Here is an 18,789-nt window from a genome sequence, read left to right on the forward strand (position 1 = left end):
CCATGCACAGCGTGACGAGCAGGATCGTTGCCCGCGCCGCAACCATCGTCCTGCTCGTCGCCGCGATGACGGTCGTCGGCCAGCGCGCGGTGATCGCCGAAGCGGTGACCCCGCCGCAGGACGGTTACGGGTTCAGCGTCGGCGCGCCAATGACGTACATGAGTACCGTCGACGCCGATCGCGAACTCGACGCCGCGGCCAAGACCAACGCCTCTTGGCTGCGCGTGCTCATCGACTGGCACCTCGTCGAGCCGATGCCCGGCGCGTTCAATTGGGGCTACGTCGACCACTGGGTGAACGGCGCGCGGCAGCGCGGCCTGAAAGTGCTTGGCCTCATTGCGTACACCCCCGACTGGGCGCGGACGCCTGGAAGCTACTTCAGCGCTCCACCGATCGACCCCAACACGTTTGCGGCCTTCGCCGAAAAGGTGGTGCAGCGGTACCGCGACCGAGTCAGCGACTGGGAGATCTGGAATGAGCCCAACGTCCCGCTGTTCTTCGGGCAGATTCCCGATCGCGCGGCCCGCTACACCGAACTGCTCAAGGTGGCCTATCCCGCGATCAAGGCGTCCCAACCGGACAGCACCGTGATCGCTGCCGGATTGAGCCGCGCATGGGCGCCCGACGACCCGCCCGCATTCGTGAAATCGATGTACGAACTCGGCGCGAAGGGATCGTTTGACGCGATGGCGATGCACCCGTACGTCTATCCCAACGGTTTGGCCGTCGACGATCACAACGGGTGGTCCGACGTCGAGCGGGTACACGAACTCATGATCGACAACGGCGACGGCGGAAAGAAGATCTGGATGACTGAAATCGGCGCGCCGACTAGCGCGCCCTCGGCCGCCGGCGTCACCCAGCAGGAGCAGGCCCGCCAGATCACCGACATACTGTGGAAGGCCGCGGAGTCCGGGTTCAGTGGTCCGGCGTTCATCTTCTCGATCCGTGATGTCGACACCGCCGACCAGGACAACGAGCAGGACAACTTCGGCGCGCTGGTGACGTCGGACTGGCAGCCGAAGCTAGCAGCCAGCGTGCTGGCCAGGTAGCTCACCGAGCGGGCGCCCGATCGCATATAGTTGTGAAAACACAACCATAAGTTTGGCTAATCAATTTGGAGGAGTTGTGGCAGGACGTCCGTTGAATACGTTCGAGGTGGTGCGCACCGAGCAGTTGACCCCGCACCTCATCCGTGTCGTCTTGGGGGGCAAGGGCTTTGACACGTTCGTCCCGAACGAGAACACCGACGCCTACGTCAAGATCGCGTTTGTACCCGATGGCGTCGACGTCGCCGCGCTGCCGCAGCCGCTGACGATGGACAGCTTCAACGAGCTACCTGCCCATAACCGGCCCACTGTGCGCACCTACACCGTGCGCCGTGTCGACACCGAGCGCCGCGAGATCTCGATCGACTTCGTCGTGCACGGTGAGCACGGTGTGGCCGGGCCGTGGGCGGCATCGGCCACACCGGGACAACCCGCCTACCTGACGAGCCCCAACGGGGCGTACACACCGGATCCCGCGGCCGACTGGCACCTGTTCGCCGGTGACGAGGCCGCCGTGCCGGCCATCAGCGCCGCGTTGGAATCGTTGCCCGACAACGCCATTGGCCAAGTCTTCATCGAAGTCGCCGGACCTGAGGACGAGATCGCACTGAGGGCACCGGCGGGTGTCGACGTGAGGTGGATCTACCGCGGCGGTCGCGCCGACCTGGTGCCCGAAGACATGGCCGGCGACAACGCACCGCTGATCGCCGCGGTCAAGGAGGCGGCCTGGCTGCCAGGCCAGGTGCAGGTGTTCATCCATGGTGAGGCCCAGACCGTGATGCACAACCTGCGGCCCTACATCCGCAAGGAACGCGGTGTGGACGCCAAGTGGGCGGCATCCATTTCCGGCTACTGGCGACGCGGACGCACCGAGGAGACCTTCCGCCAGTGGAAGCGCGAGCTGGCCGAAGCGGAGTCGTCGGCCTAGAACCAGCTTGGCTGCGCGTCCACCGTGGTGCGGTCCAGGCTGGCCAGCAGGTCGAACTGCGGGCCGACCTTCGGCAGCTCGAAGGCGTAGAAGTATTGTGCCGCAGCGCGTTTGCCGTCGTAGAAGTCGCCCTGATGGTCGTTGGCGGCAATCAGCTGCTCCAGCCACATCCACGCGATCACGACATGCCCGGTCGCCTCGAGGTAGACGCTGGAATTGGCGAGCGTGGTGGCGACATCGCCTGCGGCCCAGAGCGTTTCGGTGACGTCGACCAGCCGTTGCGTCGCCTCACGCAACTGCCGGGCATAGCCCGCCGTGCTCTCGGTCTGCAACGCCTTGTCGACGGTTTCGTTGATCCGCTCGGCCAACAACCTCAGGCCCGCACCGTCTTGCATGACCACCTTGCGGCCCAGCAGATCCAGGCCGTGGATGCCGTGCGTGCCTTCGTGGATCGCGTTGAGACGGTTGTCGCGGTAGCACTGCTCGACGTCGAACTCCTTGGTGTAGCCATAGCCACCGTGTACCTGGATCGCCAGGCTGTTCGCCTCGAGGCACCACTGCGACGGCCAACTCTTGGCGATCGGAGTCAGCACCTCGAGCAGAAGATTGGCGCGTTCGCGCTCGGCCCCGACGCTGGTGCGCCCCTCATCCACCAGCATCCAGCAGTAGAGGCCGAGCGCGAACGCGCCCTCGACATAAGACTTCTGCGCCAACAACATTCGCTTGACGTCGGCATGCTCGATCAACGCCACCTGCGGGCGGTTGGGGTCCTTGTCGCCAACGGGCCGACCCTGCGTGCGCTGCTTGGCATATTCGAGTGACGCGAGGTAACCGGCGTATCCCGTGGCCATCGCCTGGTAGCCGACGGCGACCCGCGCCTCGTTCATCATGTGGAACATATAGGCGAGGCCCTTGTGCTCCTCACCGACGAGATAGCCGACCGCGCCGGGCTCTTCAGCCGGTTGATGCGTGCCGTCGCCGAAATTCAGCAACGCGTTCGTGGTGGCGTGGTTGCCCATCTTGTGGTTCAGGCTGACCAGAGCGACGTCGTTGCGGGTGCCATCGGGCAGGTACTTCGGCACGATGAACAACGAGATACCCTTGACGCCCGGGCCACCGCCGGGCGCCTTGGCCAGCACGAGGTGCACGATGTTCTCGGTCAGCTCATGGTCGCCGCCGGTGATCCACATCTTGGTTCCGGTGATCCGGTAGGTGCCGTCGGCTGCGGGGACGGCCTTGGTCGTGATGTCGGTCAACGAGGACCCGGCGTCGGGTTCCGACAGGCACATCGTGCCGAAGTACCGTCCCTCGAGCATCGGGCGGACCCAGGTGTCGATCTGTTCTTCGGTCCCGTACTCGACAAGCAGGTTGGCGTTGCCGACGGTCAAAAACGCGTACGACGTGGTGCTCGGGTTGGCGGCCCGGAAGAACGCCATGCAGGCCTGCGCCACCACTGTCGGCAGCTGCATGCCGCCGACCGCGTCGTCGAACGATCCGGCCAGCAAGCCCGCTTCGCTGAACGTGTTCAGCGCGTCCTTGATCTCGTCGATCAGCACGACCTTCCCGTCGGGGCCGACGGTCGGCTCGTTCTGGTCGCCCTTTTTGTTATGTGGCGCAAAGCATTTCGTCGCTATGTCGGCCGACAGGTCGATGACGGCGTCGAACGTGTCGCGGGAGTGCTCGGCGAAGTGGTCGCGCTTGGTCAGCTGGACCACGTCTAGCCACTCGTAGAGCAGGAAGTCGACATCACGCCTGGAGAAGAACTCCGCCATGTCGGGACAGCCTTTCCGAGATGTACATCACATAAGCGAGCGCTCATTTTATGAGCGCTCGCTAATAATGCGCCGACCGCCGGAATATGTCAATCACGTGTAGGATCCCGACCGTCATGACCATCGATCGAGCTGCGGATTCAGCTGCAGCGGAACGCATGCGGCGCGCCGCAATCGAAGCCTTCGCGGAGTCGGGATACGGCGGCAGCTCCACGCGTCAGATCGCAAAGCGACTCAACATGAGCGCGACGGCCATGTACCCGCATTACCGCTCCAAGGAAGAGCTGCTGTACGCGATCGCGCTCGAGGGTCACAGCAGTCTGCTGGCAGCGTTGAAAAAGGCCGACAAGCCGGTCGCTACCTTCACCGAGCGGTTGCGCGCGGTCGTCGCGGCGTTCGCGTCATGGCACGCCGAGAACCACAAACAGGCCCGCGTCGTGCAATACGAACTGCACGGCCTGACTTCGGCTCACTACCGCACCATCGCACCGCTTCGACACCAGGTGACCGACGTACTCACCGACATCGTCGCAGGCGGTGTGGCCGCGGGGGAGTTCGACGTCGACAACGTCGACGAGGTGGTGATGGCGATCTCGTCGCTGTGCGTCGACGTGTGCCGATGGTTCCCCTCGCGGCAGCACCGCGATGCCGAGAAGCTCGGTCTGGTGTACGCGGGGGTGGCGGAGCGACTGGTTCGCTGACCATCGCCCGCGTCGGGCTGGCACGCTAGGCGGATGGCATTCGGCGATTACCAGTTCGAGATCTACCTGCAGGGATTGTCCGGCATCGTGCCGTCGCTCCCGATGGCCTACGCGGAATGGGAGGCGAAGGCGCAAGCGGCGATGCCGCCGTCGATCTGGTCGTATGTGGCAGGCGGCGCGGGCGACGAACGCACCCAGCGAGTGAATCGCACCGCCTTCGACAACTGGGGCGTGATGCCGCGGATGTTCAACGCCCACCGCGAGCGTGACCTGTCGGTCGAGGCATTCGGTCTGACGCTGCCGTCGCCTGTCTTCATGGCGCCGATCGGCGTCACCGGCATCTGCACGCAAGACGGCCACGGCGACCTGGCCGCAGCCCGAGCCGCCGCGCGCACCGGTGTGCCGATGGTCATTTCGACGCTGACCGAGGACCCGATGGAGGACATCGCCGCCGAATTCGGTGACACCTTAGGCTTTTTCCAGCTGTACACGCCGACCGATCGCGAATTGGCCGCAAGCCTGGTCGCGCGTGCTGAGGCCGCCGGCTACAAGGGCATCATCGTCACGCTGGACACCTGGGTGCCGGGTTGGCGACCACGTGACTTGTCGACATCGAACTTCCCGCAGCTGCGCGGCCGCTGTCTCGCGAACTACACCAGCGATCCGGTGTTTCGCGCCAGCCTGCAACAAACACCAGAAGAGAATCCACAAGCCGCAGTGCTGCGCTGGGTTTCGGTCTTCGGCAATCCGCTGACATGGGACGACCTGCCATGGCTGCGATCCCTGACGGAGCTGCCACTGATCGTGAAGGGCATCTGTCATCCCGACGACGCGCGACGCGCGAGGGACGGCGGCGTTGACGGCATCTACTGCTCGAACCACGGCGGACGTCAGGCCAACGGCGGCATTCCGGCCATCGACTGCCTGCCAGATGTGGTGGCGGCGGCCGATGGCCTGCCGGTGCTTTTCGATTCCGGCATTCGCAGCGGCGCCGACATCGTCAAGGCGCTGGCGCTGGGCGCCACAGCCGTGGGTATTGGTCGCCCCTACGCATTCGGGCTGGCCATCGGCGGCGAGGACGGGGTTGTGCACGTGCTGCGCTCGCTGTTAGCCGAGACGGACCTCATCATGGCCGTCGACGGTTATCCGACCCTGAAGGATCTGACGCCAGACGTGCTGCGGCGCGTCACCTGAGACAGGGCGCCGGCGTCTGCGACGGTAGGGGAGTGGACGCGATTCTCGAGGAGTTCGACGAGTATCTCGCGCTGCAGCGCGGCCGCTCCGACCACACGCGTCGGGCGTATCTGGGCGACCTTCGCTCGCTGTTCGACTTTCTCTCCGAACGGGTTCCCGGCACCGGACTGGACGGGCTGAGCCTGCCGATCCTTCGGTCCTGGCTCGCTGCCCAGGCGTCGGCAGGCGCCGCGCGCACCACGCTGGCGCGGCGGACGTCGGCCGTCAAGACCTTCACGAAGTGGGCCACGCGCCGCGGCCTGATGGCGACTGATCCCGCCTCCCGGTTGCAGACGCCCAAAGCGCGACGGACGTTGCCTTCTGTGTTGAGGCAGGATCAGGCGCTGGACGCCATGGCTGCGGCGAAATCCGGTGCGCAGCAAGGCGATCCGCTTGCCTTGCGTGACCAGTTGATCGTTGAGTTGTTGTACGCCACCGGGATTCGCGTCAGTGAGCTGTGCGGACTCGACATCGATGACATCGACCGGCCCCGGCGGGTGCTGCGCGTTCTCGGCAAGGGCAACAAGCAGCGGACCGTGCCGTTCGGCGAACCGGCGCAGGCGGCGTTGACGGCGTGGCTGTCCAACGGACGCCCCGCGCTGGCCACCTCCGATTCGGGGCCTGCGCTGCTGTTGGGTGCGCGCGGCCGTCGACTGGATCCGCGACAGGCGCGCACTGTGGTTCACCAGACGATGACCGCGGTCGACGGCGCGCCCGACATCGGTCCACATGGGTTGCGGCACAGCGCCGCAACGCATCTGCTCGAGGGTGGGGCGGACCTGCGCGTCGTGCAGGAACTGCTCGGTCATTCGACGCTGGCCACCACACAGCTGTACACCCATGTGACGGTGGCGCGCCTGCGCGCGGTGCACGACCAGGCGCACCCCCGGGCCTGAGCGATTTCGGCGCGCAAACCGTCGCTGAGCGTGGATTAGCGCGCCGAAATCGCTAGCCGAGCGGTTTGAGTCGGATCTCGGTGCTGGCCAGCAGGCCAAGCGGGTCGACGTAATCGGCCCGCGATGCCGCGCCCCACATCGCGCCCCAGTGCAGACATGCGGCGGCCGAGCAACCGGCGTGGCCGGCGAGCAGCTCGCCGATCACGGTGCCCGCCTCGACGAGCTGCCCGGCGCGCACCGCGGGCCGCACCGGTTCGTAGGTGGTCCGCAGCCCGCCGGGGTGCGCGATCGACACCAGCGTCCGCCCGGCAAGCTCACTGGCGAACACCACCGTGCCCGCTGCAGCGGCGTACACCGGCCGGCCGGCGACCCCTGCGAGGTCGACGCCGCGGTGGCCGCGGTTCCAGTTCGGCGACGGCGCGTCGAATACCCGCAGCACGGCTGGTCGCGGCCGCAGCGGCCAGTCCAGCCTGCCGTCGTCAGCCCGGACCGCCGGTGCGCATAGCAGGACCATCGCCGACAACACCGCCAGAAACCGCATACTCCCAGCTCAGCGCGCCGACCTTGAAGAAATCCAGCCCTGATCGCCAAACTGTGGATAGCGGTCGCAGTGTGGAAAAAGCACCCCTGTCCAGCGTGTAAACTCCTAATCGCAGCTCGCTCGCGCGGGCTGACTTCGCGTGTCTACCCATGGCCACCCAATGGCGGTCATATCCGGATGCCGTCGGTCCCGTACTCAGGACGGGTTCGGCATCCCGCAGACACCAGGGCTCGGCGCCACCCGGCGCTGCGCGACAACCGACAACAAAAGAGGCATAAACCCATGGCCGTAGTGACCATGAAACAGCTGCTGGACAGCGGCACCCACTTCGGGCACCAGACCCGTCGCTGGAATCCCAAGATGAAGCGGTTCATCTTCACCGACCGCAACGGCATCTACATCATCGATCTGCAGCAGACGCTGACCTACATCGACAAGGCGTACGAGTTCGTCAAGGAGACTGTTGCCCACGGCGGCAGCATCATGTTCGTCGGCACCAAGAAGCAGGCGCAGGAATCCATCGCCGAAGAGGCGACCCGCGTCGGCATGCCCTACGTGAACCAGCGCTGGCTGGGCGGCATGCTCACCAACTTCTCCACCGTGCACAAGCGGCTGCAGCGCCTCAAGGAACTCGAGGCGATGGAGCAGACCGGTGGTTTCGAGGGTCGCACCAAGAAGGAAATCCTGATGCTGACCCGCGAGAAGAACAAGCTCGAGCGCAGCCTCGGCGGTATCCGGGACATGCAGAAGGTGCCCTCGGCCGTCTGGGTCGTCGACACCAATAAGGAGCACATCGCCGTCGGTGAAGCCCGCAAGCTGGGTATCCCCGTCATCGCGATCCTCGACACCAACTGCGACCCGGACCTCGTCGACTACCCGATCCCGGGCAACGACGACGCGATCCGCTCGGCCGCGCTGCTGACCAAGGTCGTCGCGTCCGCGGTCGCCGAGGGCTTGCAGGCCCGTGCAGGCGTCGGCAAGGGCGACGGCGAGGCCGAGACCGAGGGCGCCGAACCGCTCGCCGAGTGGGAGCAGGAGCTGCTGGCCGGTGCCACGGCGTCGACGGAGACGGCCGGGGCGGGCACCCAAACTGAACCCACCACAGACGCTTAGTAGGAAAGGCTGAACATTGGCTAACTACACCGCTGCCGACGTCAAGCGACTTCGGGAGCTGACCGGCGCCGGCATGCTCGACTCCAAGAACGCGCTGGTTGATGCCGACGGCGATTTCGACAAGGCCGTCGAACTGCTGCGCATCAAGGGCGCCAAGGACGTCGGCAAGCGTGCCGAGCGCGCAACCGCCGAGGGCCTGGTTGCCGCCAAGGACGGCGCGCTGATCGAGCTGAACTCCGAGACCGACTTCGTCGCGAAGAACGCCGAATTCCAGACGGTCGCCGATCAGATCGTCGCGGCGGCTGCTGCCGCCAAGGCGACCGACATCGACGCGCTGAAGGCCGCCAAGGTCGGTGATACCACCGTCGAGCAGGTCATCGCCGACCTGTCCGCGAAGATCGGCGAGAAGCTGGAACTGCGCCGGGTCGCGTACTTCGACGGCACGGTCGAGGCCTACCTGCACAAGCGGGCGTCTGACCTGCCGCCCGCCGTGGGTGTCCTCGTCGAGTACGAAGGCTCTGACAAGGAGGCCGCGCACGCGGTCGCCCTGCAGATTGCCGCGCTGAAGGCCAAGTACCTGACGCGTGAGGACGTTCCGGAGGATGTCGTCGCCAACGAGCGCCGCATCGCCGAGGAGACCGCCCGCAACGAGGGCAAGCCCGAGCAGGCGCTGGCCAAGATCGTCGAGGGTCGCGTGACCGGCTTCTACAAGGACGTCGTGCTGCTCGACCAGCCGTCGGTGTCCGATAACAAGAAGACTGTCAAGGCGCTGCTCGACGAGGCCGGTGTGACCGTGACCCGGTTCGTCCGGTTCGAGGTCGGCCAGGCTTAGTCGCCGCACGCACACGCGAAGGCCCCCGGGATTCCCGGGGGCCTTTTGCGTCGGCAACCACAGACGCGGTACGACTTGGTACCGTCTGGGCATGAACCGCATTCACGCCTTCGGCGACGACGCCCTCGGCGACCACGATGCTGTCGGCCTTGTCGAGAAGTTGCGCGGCGGCGAGGTGTCGCCGCGCGAGTTGGTCGAGGCCGCCATCGTCCGCACCGAAATGGTCAACCCGACGCTCAACGGTCTCGCCTACGAGGCATACGACCGTGCGCGGGCCAGGGCCGAAGCGCGGCGACCGTATGGCGGTTACTTCGACGGGGTGCCGTCGTTCATCAAGGACAACGTCGCTGTCGGCGGCATGCCGACAATGCAGGGCACCGATGCATGGGAGCCGCGACCGCTGCCGTCCGATGGCGCGTGGGCGCGCGTGTTCTTGAGTACCGGTCTGGTACCGCTCGGCAAGACGCAGATGTCGGAGTTCGGCTTCAGCGGCTCAGCTGAGCATCCTCGGATCGGCCCGGTGCGCAATGCGTGGAACCCGGAATACACAGCCGGAGCGTCGTCGTCAGGTTCGGCCGCTTTCGTGGCTGCCGGCGTGGTGCCGATCGCCCACGCGAACGACGGCGGCGGTTCTATTCGAATTCCCGCCTCCTGCAACGGATTAGTTGGTCTGAAGCCGACCCGCGGCCGCCTTCCGTTGGACAAAGAGACCGCGCGGATGCCGCTGCACCTCGTCGCCAATGGAGTGGTGACGCGCTCGGTGCGTGATACCGCCGCGTTCTTTCGCGAGGCCGAGCGAGCGTACCGCAACCCCAAATTGCGTCCGGTTGGCGATGTCGGCGGACCCGGCGCACAACGGTTGCACATCGCGTTCTGCACCAAATCGATTCTGCGAGAGGCCAGCCCGGAGATCCGCGAGATCACCCTCAAGACGGCGGCGCTGCTCGAGGAGCTCGGCCACAAGGTGACCGAAATCGACAATCCGGTGCCTGCGCGGTTCAAGGATGACTTCCATCTGTACTGGATGTTCTTGGCTTTGGCGGTGGTGCGGGGCGGCCGCCGCATGTTCGGGCCCAGTTTCGATCGCACGCGGCTCGACAACCTGACGCTCGGGTTGGAGCGAGGCGCGACCCGCAACCTGCACAGGATGCCGCTCGCCATTCGAAGGCTGGCAGCGTCGCGCCGGATCACACAGGGATTGTCGGGCACCTACGACGCGCTTCTGTTGCCGACGCTGGCGGAGGTGACTCCGCGTATCGGCCATCTCGATCCGACGGCCGACTACGAACAGGTCATGGACCGACTCATCGACTGGGCAGCCTTCACACCGTTCCAGAACGCCACCGGCGACCCGGCGATCTCGCTTCCGCTCGGGGAATCCGCGTCGGGCCTGCCGGTCGGCATGATGCTGTCCACGGTGTGGGGCGGAGAATCCCGGCTGCTGGAATTGGCATACGAACTCGAGGAGGCGCGGCCCTGGGCCAGAATCCAGGCATGACGCGCGACTACGTCCTCGACCCGGGTTTCAGCAAGGAGCGGGCCAGGCTATCCGGCATGGAAGCACTCTGGGATCCCGGCACGCAGGCGCTGCTCGACGAACTCGGCATCGGTGCCGGCTGGAACTGCCTCGAGGTCGGCGCGGGCGGCGGGTCGATGGTCGAGTGGATGGCGTCTCGTGGCGCCCATGTCACCGCGATCGACATCGACACCCGCTTCATCGAGCAGCTGGCTTCCGATTCGATTACCGTGCGCCGCGTCGATCTCCGCGAAGACGAACTGCCGACCTCCGAATACGACCTCGTCCATTCGCGGTTGGTCCTCGAACATCTCGCCGATCGCAGGCAGATTCTCGAGCGCTTGGTCGCCACGCTGAAGCCCGGCGGGTGGATGGTCATCGAGGACTACGACTGGACCAACTACGGATTCGAGGACGGGAGTGTCGGATTCAGTGAAATCGGTGAGGTCATCTTCGACTTCATGACGACGGCAGGATTCGAGCGTGACTACGGACGGCGCGTAGTCAGTGACATGGAAGCTGCCGGTCTCACCGAGATGCGGGGGGAGGGACGGGCCAGGCTGATCGATTCGGCGTCGCCCGGCTTCGATTTCTTTCGGTTGACCTTTGAGAGCCTGCGCGAAGCCATCGTGAAGGCCGGACTGCTGTCGGCCGAGCAAGCAGCAGCCGCGGCCTCCGTATTTCAGGAAGATCGTCGATTGCTCACGCCGATGATGATGGCGGGTATCGGCCGCCGCGGCTGAACAGACAACGAAATCCGTTGCGCCTGCGCAATCGCGCCGTAACCCCACCACGTTCGAGTTAACGCTGTCGACATTGCGCGTAGCTACGGGTGAAACTTTGCAGGCCGACCATCCCTCTTTGTGGAGACCATCCCGGTCAGTACTGCACCCACCGGCGTTCGAACGCCCGCGATAGCCGCCGCGTCGGGGAACACCTTCATGTGCCTCATCCGCTTCGCTCTTGCCAACATCCGCCGTCGCCCAGAGCGCTTCGTGCTGTCGGTGCTCGGTATTGCGCTGGCGATCGCCTGTGTGATGGTTGTCCGGACGATCTCGGCGAGTTTTGCGATCACCGGCGCAGATTCGGTGACCGATGTGTTGGGCGATGCCCAGTTGTGGGCGGTGCCCGCCGCCGGTGTGCACTACGACTCCGATGCGCAGGCCCTCGTCGCCGACGGGCCCGCTCCTAGCGTCAGCGTTCCCGCAGGCTGGACCGCGACCCGTGTGCCGTCGGGCATCACCGATATCAACGGCAACAAGGTATCGCTACGCGGCAGCGACGAAATCGCAAGTGGCCAAGCAACTTTGGGAGAAGAGGTGGCCGGCCGGCTGGATCTGCACCCGGGCGATCGGCTCGTGATCGGCGGCCAGAGCCTTGTCGTGAACGTCACTGGCAGCGGCCAATCGATCATCGTCGCCACTCCTCTTGCCCGTTCGGTTGTCGGCGACAAGGGTTGGTGGTTGATCTTCGCACCCGCGGCCGACCAGAAGCGCCGCGATCTGGGGCAGATCATCGGCGATACAGTCAGGCTGCCATCGACATCGGATCCGTCGGTCAAGCCGGATCCAGCCGGGAACGGGCTGATCTACGACACCGTCGGGGGCACAGGACCGCTCACGTTCGAGCAGAAGTTCTCCGCACTGTTCTCCGGCAAGGTGACCAGTTCGACCCTCGGCCTGATTTCGACGATCGGACTCGGTCTCGGTTTCGTGATCGCCGTGTCGTCGTTCCTGGCCGCGGTGCAGGAGCGACGACGCGAATTTGGCATCATGTCGAGCATCGGACTGGCCGACGAGGTGCTCTACTTCTTCCTCGTCGAGTCGGGGATCGTGTTCGTCACCGCTTATGTGGTCGGAGTCCTCGGCGCGGGAGCCGCTGTGGCGCTGGTGATCCCCGGTATCGCAACACCTATCGCATGGCTGCAGGCGGCCGGCATGGTTGCTGCGTTCCTCCCGGCAATGGCTATCGTCGGCGCCCTGGTACCGGTGCACCGGTTGTTGCAACAACGTCCGGTCTCGTTGTTGGGGGACAGGTGATGTTGCGCAAAGGGTTGTCCTACGGGTGGCTGGCCGCGCGGCGCCGGATCGGTGAGATGGTGCTTCCTGTCGCCACGACAGCGACGGGTGCATTCCTCGTGGTGATCGTGTTCGGTATGTCCGACGGAATCCGCGCACAGTCCGCGTCATTGGGCCACGCGGCCGAGATCGGCCGCGCCGTCGTGCTGATCGCGGTGACGGTTCTGCTCGTGGGCGTGGTCGAGGTCGCGGTGGCCACCACACGCACCGTCGCTCATCGCACCCGCGAACTCGGGGTGCTCGGCGCCAACGGCGTGCCGCGCACACCAGTGGTAGCCGCATTGCTGGTTGAGCCGGTGATCGCGGCGATACTCGGCGCGCTCGTCGGGGCGTTGCTCGCCGCTGTGACCGGGATCGTGCTTGGCGCAGCCGGTTTGGTGGCGACGGGAGTGTCGGTCGAGGGGCTGACGCTCGGCGCGGTGATCTCGATCGGCGTGAGTATCGTCGCGGCACTGGCCACCAGCATCGTGCCCACCTGGAACGCCGCCTCGCGCCCGCCGATCCGTTCGTTGACCGCAGGAGGTTAAGAGATGACCACCATCGACAAGCTCGACGAAACCGCAGACACGACCATCGCGGCCGGCGGTCAGTCCCCGGTCATCGAGATCTCGGACGTATGGAAGCTGCACAAACTCGGTGACGAGGTGGTCCGTGCACTCGTCGCGGCCGAACTACAAGTGATGCCAGGTGAATTCGTCTGCCTGATGGGACCCAGCGGTAGTGGCAAGTCGACGTTGCTCAACATCATCGGCGGCCTCGACCGTCCCACCAAGGGGACGGTGAAGCTCGCGGGTCGCGACACCGCACTGCTGACCGAGAGCCAGTTCGCGGCGCTGCGGCACGACACCATCGGGTTCATCTTTCAGAGCTACAACCTGATTCCGTTCCTTTCGGCGGTTGAAAACGTCGAGCTGCCACTCATGTTCGAGCCCTACGACCGCAAGTCGTTGCGTAAGCGGGCGGTCGAACTGCTCGAGCTCGTCGGTCTCGGACATCGGATTCACCACCAGCCGACGAAGATGTCGGGCGGCGAACAGCAACGCACGGCGATCGCGCGGTCGCTGATCAGCAACCCGACGCTGGTGCTCGCAGACGAGCCGACCGCCAACCTCGACCACCGCACCGGGGAAACGGTGGTGCGCATGCTGCGCGACCTGTGTTCCACGCTCGGCGTCACCGTTGTCGCCAGCACGCACGATCCCACGGTGGCCGAAGAAGCGACCCGTGTCGTCCGCATGAGAGACGGACAAATCGCCAACTGACCCAACGGTATTGGGAGAGCCATTTATGACGCAAGAACTCGAGGCAGCCCCGCCGGCCGGGCGCGACAAGCTGCTGACCACCGAACTGGTCCCTGAGCAGGTTTTGCCCAAGGTGATGACCACGTTCGGTCTGACCGCAACCTACGTCTTCATCATCTGCTGGATCACCGGCTCGTCGATCATGGCGGCCGGTGGCTGGACAGCCATCCCCATGTGGGTGCTGGGCATCATCACGTTCCTGGTGCCGGCGGGCATGGCCGTCGCGGAACTGGGCAACCTGTGGCCCGGTGAAGGTGGCGTCTACATCTGGGCGACCCGCACCATGGGCGAGACGTGGGGGTTCATCGGCGGTTATCTGTCGTGGATACCGGTGGTGCTGAACTCAGCGTCGTCGCCGGCGATCATTCTGCAGTTCCTGCTGCTGGCGTTCCACGCGGAACTCGGCTTGACGCTGACGATCATCCTGCAACTGGCGCTGCTGTGGGCCGTGGTGGGTCTGGCGCTGGCGAAACTCGCTGCCAATCAACGCATCATGAACGTCGTTTTCGTCGTCTACCTGGCACTGACCGCGGTCATCTTCATCTCAGGCCTGGTGTACGCGTTGAGCAACGGTTCGGCCCAGCCGTTCAGCGCACACGCCGCACTGGTGCCTGACTTCGCCGGTGCCGGTTTCCTTTACGGCACTGTCCTGCTCTACCTCGTCGGCGTCGAGACGCCCTACAACATGGGTGCGGAGTTCCTTTCGGTGCGCAAGAGCGGACCGAAGATGGTGGTGTGGGGGTCGATCGCGTTGGTCGTCATCTACCTGCTGACCACGCTGGGCACCGTGATGGTGTTGCCCGCCGATCAGATCAACCCGGTCACCGGGGTGATCGGGATGCTGGGAACTGCGGCGCCCAAGGGTGTGATGGAGGTGTGCGCGATCGTGCTCGCGTGCATCGTGTTCGTCGCTTTGATGTCCTACCAGGTCACCTATTCGCGACTGATCTTCGTCTCCGGACTGGAGCGTCACCTGCCGCGGATCTTCACCCACCTGAACCCCCGCACGCGAAACCCGGTCACCGCAGTGCTGATTCAGGGCGTGCTGTCGTCACTCATCCTGGTGGGGTTGTATTCGCAGAGCAGCATGGCCAACGTCACCATCTTCCTGCAGGGCGGTCTGTCCATCGCGTGGCTGATCTCCGGGTTCTTCTTCCTGGTGCCCGTCGTGCTGGCGCGCAAGAAGTACGCCGACCGGTACGCCACCGAGAAGTTCTGGCGCATTCCCGGTGGCATGGCGGGCGTGTGGGTCACAGTCGTCGTCGGCAGCCTGGGCACCATCGGCGGCATCTACTACTCGTTCGCGAAGTCGTGGATAAAAGACGTCCCGGACGGCACATGGATGATGTGGACCGGCAGCATCGCGGTGGGCATGTTCCTGCTCGGCGTCGTCGTCTACATCTTCGGCCGCCGGGCGGCGCACAAGACCTCCGCGGAAGACGCACTGGCACACCTGGCGGTACTCGAGTTGAAGGACGAAGCCAAATGACGATGGAAAGCACCGTGCCCGGCACGGAGGCGATCGACAATACGGCTCCATACGCGCTGGATCCACTGACCGGTGCAGAGATCGAAGCCGCAGCCGCGGTGATCACCGACTCCGAATATGCCACGCCGACACTGAGATTCGTGATGATCCAGTTGGCGGAGCCGGACAAGACCGCCGAGCTGACATTCGAGGGTTCGCAGGTGCCGCGGTGCGCGTTCGTCACGATGTACGACGGTGCGGCCAAGCTGATCTATGAGGCGGTCGTCGACCTCGGCGCGCGGATCATCGATTCGTGGACGGCGGTGCCGGGCCGGTTCCCGTCCTATCTCGTGGAGCACATGACCGGTGTGGAGGAGGTGGTGCGGGCCGACCCACGCTGGCAAGAGGCGATGCTCAAGCGTGGCGTCACCGACTTCGACCTGGCGATGATCGACCCCTGGCCCGCAGGCTATTACGGCGCTGGAGACCACTACGACAACTCCCCGCTGATCTGTCGGCCGTTGACATTCATGCGTGCCGCGGCCTCCGAGCACGGCTACGCGCGGCCCGTCGAGGGCCTGATCGTCACATTCGATCTGGACGCCATGAAGGTGATCGACATCGAGGACCACGGCGTGGTTCCGCTGCCGCCGACCGCGGGCAACTACGCCGAGAAGTTCATGTTCGACGAGAACAACCGGCCCGCCTTCAAACAATTTCGCGACGATGTCAAGCCCATCGAGATCACCCAACCCGACGGCCCCAGCTTCACTGTCGACGGTTGGAAGGTGCAATGGCAGAAGTGGTCGATGCGCGTCGGCTTCAACCCGCGAGAAGGCATCACGCTGCATGAGGTCACCTACACCGATCGCCGCGAGACGCGGCCGATCATCTACCGGGCTTCACTGTCGGAAATGGTTGTGCCGTATGGCGATACCGCACCCACACACTGGAACAAGAACGTCTTCGACATGGGTGAGGTCGGGATGGGCTTCTCCGCCAACCCGCTGACGCTTGGCTGCGACTGCCTCGGCGAGATCTATTACTTCGATGGGACGGTGAACGATTCCTCGGGCAATGCGGTGACCATCCCGAATGCGATCTGCATGCATGAGGAGGATTACGGAATCTCCTGGAAGCATACGGATTTCCGGACCGGTGAGGTGGAGGTGCGGCGGGCCAGGCGGCTGGTCATCTCGATGATTTGCACCGTCGGCAACTACGAGTACGGCTTCTTCTGGTACTTCTACAACGACGCCTCGATGGAGGTGGAGGTCAAGCTCTCCGGGGTGCTCACCACCGGGGCGGTCAAGGACGGTGAGGAGCCGCGATGGGGAAAGCTGGTCGCCCCCAACATCTATGGGCCTAATCACCAACACTTCTTCAGCTTCCGCCTCGACATGAGCGTCGACGGCGCCAACAACAGCGTCTACGAGGTCGACTCGATCCCCGAACCCGATCCAGACCTCAACCCGCACCACAACGCATGGATCACGCAGGACACGCTGGTCGCGTCGGAAGCCGACGGGGCCAGAGACTGGGACTGGTCCAAGGGCCGCTATTGGAAGATCGCGAACCCGTCCAAGCGCAACGAACTGGGCAATCCGGTGGCCTACAAGCTGACGCCGAGAGACGTTGTGCCGGTGATGGTGCAGGAGGGTTCCTACATCTATGACAGGGCCCGGTTCGTGCAGCACAACCTGTGGGTGACGCGCTACGACCCCGCGGAGAAGTTCGCGGCAGGCGACTACATGTATCAGTCCGCGGACGTTCAGGGCCTGCCGCAGTTCATCGCCGATGACGCGCCGCTGGAGAACACCGATGTGGTGCTGTGGTACACCGTCGGCGCGCATCACGTTGTGCGGCCGGAGGACTGGCCGGTGATGCCATGCGCCTATACCGGCTTCCACCTGAAGCCAATCGGCTTCTTCGATGGCAATCCGGCGCTGGACATTCCACCCTCACCGCCTGCGGCCTGCCACCACCACTAGGAACCCGGCCCACGCGCAAGTTGGGGAACGCAAAAGGTCTCATTTCACGACGAATCCGGGTCTTCTGAGTCTTGTAGAGCTCGCGTGTCGGAACGGAGTTGTCTAGTTGCATCCGGTCCCCGCGTACCCTCGGGATCTATGGGCGTCCTTCGGCCGAACTCGCTTTCATCCCTTGGGTAAGAGCTTGACTTGGATTGACTCGTCGCCGTCGGGGAGAATCACGGTAGGGGCTTTCTCGTTCCAGTCCGTGCGAACTAAGAACCACCTGTCGCTGGCATAGATCAAAACTCTGTAGCCCGTGAACATGGATCGCCACGGCTGCTGGGAGTCACTCTTGGCTGACTGTATTGGTATACCGCCGCTGAACGGGAGATCTTTCTTGCTGAGGATCACAACCTCGGGAAGCGCGTGGGGGGTGTGTGCGATGCTCTGCGCCGATTCGGACCCTACTTTCTGTGCATAAATTGAAGTTGCCCAGAAAGCGGCGCCTGTTATCAGCAAAACTGCAATCGCCACTGTAGCGATGGGCGGCTTTAGTCCTGCCCGTGAGCGATACATCTGATATTGAATAATCAGGAGCGCTCCGCTGAATGCTAATGCAATCGGTGCACTTAGCTTGAGAGTGGAATTCTGACTTGCGGTAACGAATGACAAGGCCGACAAGGCGTATATGGCTGCGAGCGCGGTTACTATACCTAGCGTGCAACGGAAGGTAACGCGCCACTTTGCGCTCATTTCTGCTTCGACATGCCCCGCGGCCAGGGACAAAGCTGAAATAACCGCAAGCGCTACGGTTGCCCAGATAACCGGACGAAAAAATGTGTCCGGGCTACGTAATAGATAATCTGTTGTGCTGAAGTGAAGCGCACCTACTGGAATGCCAAAGTATTCATAGAATATGCGGGTACGGGCATAACCGAAGTACAGCATAAGCGCTGACAGAACTGCGGCATACCCCGTAATCGTCGTGATTAGTTCAACGACCCGTTTGATGGTGGTATCAACACCCGCCGATTGTCCGGCCATTGATTCGGGCGACTCTGCAGCGTTACCGTTGCCGTGTGTACTCCCGCTCCGCCACGAGCGATATTCCTTTACAGGCATGTGTAGTAGGTGTGGTCATCAATAATATAGATTTTGATGCCGGGTACGCCTTCCCACGTTTGAGGCGGAGGCGATGGAACGCTTGCAGGTGGAGGGGACACGACGCCTTCAGGCGGTGGCGAGGAAGGCCCATCGGCGTCGTTCAGAACCTCCGATCCTGGTATCGACTCGTAAGTTGGGGACGAGTCCGCCAGAGAAGGGGACTCATACGTTCGTAGGACACACAAAGGATCGTTCCAGGGCGGAATCGCGGAAGCGCGTCCACT

The 18,789-nt window shown here is 64.2% G+C and carries 17 protein-coding genes; 14 read left to right on the plus strand and 3 right to left on the minus strand.

Going from position 1 to position 18,789, the window contains the following annotated elements:
• The first annotated feature begins 2 nt into the window (after positions 1-2).
• Both J3E61_RS20810 and J3E61_RS20815 read left to right on the plus strand, forming a co-directional pair.
• Positions 3-1,052, plus strand: coding sequence for a hypothetical protein (locus J3E61_RS20810; RefSeq protein WP_210084805.1), 1,050 nt, complete (start codon positions 3-5; stop codon positions 1,050-1,052).
• Between the two features lie 76 nt (positions 1,053-1,128).
• Positions 1,129-1,977, plus strand: a complete 849-nt coding sequence (locus J3E61_RS20815) for a siderophore-interacting protein (RefSeq protein WP_210084806.1) — start codon at positions 1,129-1,131, stop codon at positions 1,975-1,977.
• Here J3E61_RS20815 and J3E61_RS20820 read toward each other — a convergent pair.
• Positions 1,974-3,749, minus strand: coding sequence for an acyl-CoA dehydrogenase (locus tag J3E61_RS20820; RefSeq protein WP_210084807.1), 1,776 nt, complete (start codon positions 3,747-3,749; stop codon positions 1,974-1,976). The genes J3E61_RS20815 and J3E61_RS20820 overlap by 4 nt on opposite strands.
• A gap of 116 nt (positions 3,750-3,865) precedes the next feature.
• Between J3E61_RS20820 and J3E61_RS20825 the strand changes: the two genes are divergently transcribed.
• Genes J3E61_RS20825 through J3E61_RS20835 form a run of 3 tightly spaced genes read left to right on the plus strand, consistent with a single transcriptional unit; the run spans position 3,866 to position 6,579 of the window.
• Positions 3,866-4,450, plus strand: coding sequence for a TetR family transcriptional regulator (locus J3E61_RS20825; protein ID WP_210084808.1), 585 nt, complete (start codon positions 3,866-3,868; stop codon positions 4,448-4,450).
• A gap of 33 nt (positions 4,451-4,483) precedes the next feature.
• The gene (locus J3E61_RS20830) at positions 4,484-5,644 is read left to right on the plus strand and encodes an alpha-hydroxy-acid oxidizing protein (RefSeq protein ID WP_210084809.1); all 1,161 of its coding nucleotides are present in this window, start codon (positions 4,484-4,486) and stop codon (positions 5,642-5,644) included.
• Positions 5,645-5,676: 32 nt separating this feature from the next.
• A complete protein-coding gene (locus tag J3E61_RS20835) occupies positions 5,677-6,579 on the plus strand; it encodes a tyrosine recombinase XerC (protein WP_210084810.1) in 903 nt (300 codons plus the stop codon).
• A 52-nt stretch (positions 6,580-6,631) separates the two neighbouring features.
• Here J3E61_RS20835 and J3E61_RS20840 read toward each other — a convergent pair whose 3' ends face one another.
• Positions 6,632-7,120, minus strand: coding sequence for a peptidoglycan DD-metalloendopeptidase family protein (locus J3E61_RS20840; protein ID WP_192721153.1), 489 nt, complete (start codon positions 7,118-7,120; stop codon positions 6,632-6,634).
• A gap of 282 nt (positions 7,121-7,402) precedes the next feature.
• Here J3E61_RS20840 and rpsB point away from each other — a divergent pair, with 282 nt between their 5' ends.
• The 9 genes from rpsB (at position 7,403) to J3E61_RS20885 (ending at position 17,419) form a co-directional block, all read left to right on the plus strand.
• Positions 7,403-8,233: a 30S ribosomal protein S2 gene (gene rpsB, locus J3E61_RS20845; RefSeq protein ID WP_192721152.1), complete on the plus strand. Its 831-nt coding sequence runs from the start codon at positions 7,403-7,405 to the stop codon at positions 8,231-8,233.
• 16 nt (positions 8,234-8,249) lie between these two features.
• On the plus strand, positions 8,250-9,065 hold the full coding sequence (locus J3E61_RS20850; RefSeq protein WP_192721151.1) for an elongation factor Ts: 816 nt from the start codon (positions 8,250-8,252) through the stop codon (positions 9,063-9,065).
• Positions 9,066-9,156: 91 nt separating this feature from the next.
• Complete coding sequence (locus tag J3E61_RS20855; RefSeq protein WP_210084811.1) at positions 9,157-10,563, plus strand: amidase; 1,407 nt, start codon at positions 9,157-9,159, stop codon at positions 10,561-10,563.
• A complete protein-coding gene (locus tag J3E61_RS20860) occupies positions 10,560-11,324 on the plus strand; it encodes a class I SAM-dependent methyltransferase (protein WP_210084812.1) in 765 nt (254 codons plus the stop codon). Before J3E61_RS20855 ends, J3E61_RS20860 begins: the two co-directional genes overlap by 4 nt.
• A gap of 120 nt (positions 11,325-11,444) precedes the next feature.
• Positions 11,445-12,620 (plus strand): ABC transporter permease, encoded by a 1,176-nt coding sequence (locus tag J3E61_RS20865; protein WP_210084813.1) that lies wholly within the window; start codon positions 11,445-11,447, stop codon positions 12,618-12,620.
• The gene (locus J3E61_RS20870; RefSeq protein ID WP_210085645.1) at positions 12,620-13,186 is read left to right on the plus strand and encodes an ABC transporter permease; all 567 of its coding nucleotides are present in this window, start codon (positions 12,620-12,622) and stop codon (positions 13,184-13,186) included. Before J3E61_RS20865 ends, J3E61_RS20870 begins: the two co-directional genes overlap by 1 nt.
• A gap of 3 nt (positions 13,187-13,189) precedes the next feature.
• Positions 13,190-13,921 (plus strand): ABC transporter ATP-binding protein, encoded by a 732-nt coding sequence (locus J3E61_RS20875; RefSeq protein WP_210084814.1) that lies wholly within the window; start codon positions 13,190-13,192, stop codon positions 13,919-13,921.
• A 25-nt stretch (positions 13,922-13,946) separates the two neighbouring features.
• Positions 13,947-15,449, plus strand: coding sequence for an APC family permease (locus J3E61_RS20880; protein ID WP_210084815.1), 1,503 nt, complete (start codon positions 13,947-13,949; stop codon positions 15,447-15,449).
• On the plus strand, positions 15,446-17,419 hold the full coding sequence (locus tag J3E61_RS20885; protein WP_210084816.1) for a primary-amine oxidase: 1,974 nt from the start codon (positions 15,446-15,448) through the stop codon (positions 17,417-17,419). The genes J3E61_RS20880 and J3E61_RS20885 overlap by 4 nt, the downstream gene beginning before the upstream one ends.
• A gap of 165 nt (positions 17,420-17,584) precedes the next feature.
• Here J3E61_RS20885 and J3E61_RS20890 read toward each other — a convergent pair whose 3' ends face one another.
• Positions 17,585-18,523 (minus strand): hypothetical protein, encoded by a 939-nt coding sequence (locus J3E61_RS20890; RefSeq protein ID WP_210084817.1) that lies wholly within the window; start codon positions 18,521-18,523, stop codon positions 17,585-17,587.
• Between the last annotated feature and the right edge of the window lie 266 nt (positions 18,524-18,789).

The organism is Mycobacterium sp. OAE908 (genome assembly GCF_017872775.1).
Lineage (GTDB): Bacteria > Actinomycetota > Actinomycetes > Mycobacteriales > Mycobacteriaceae > Mycobacterium.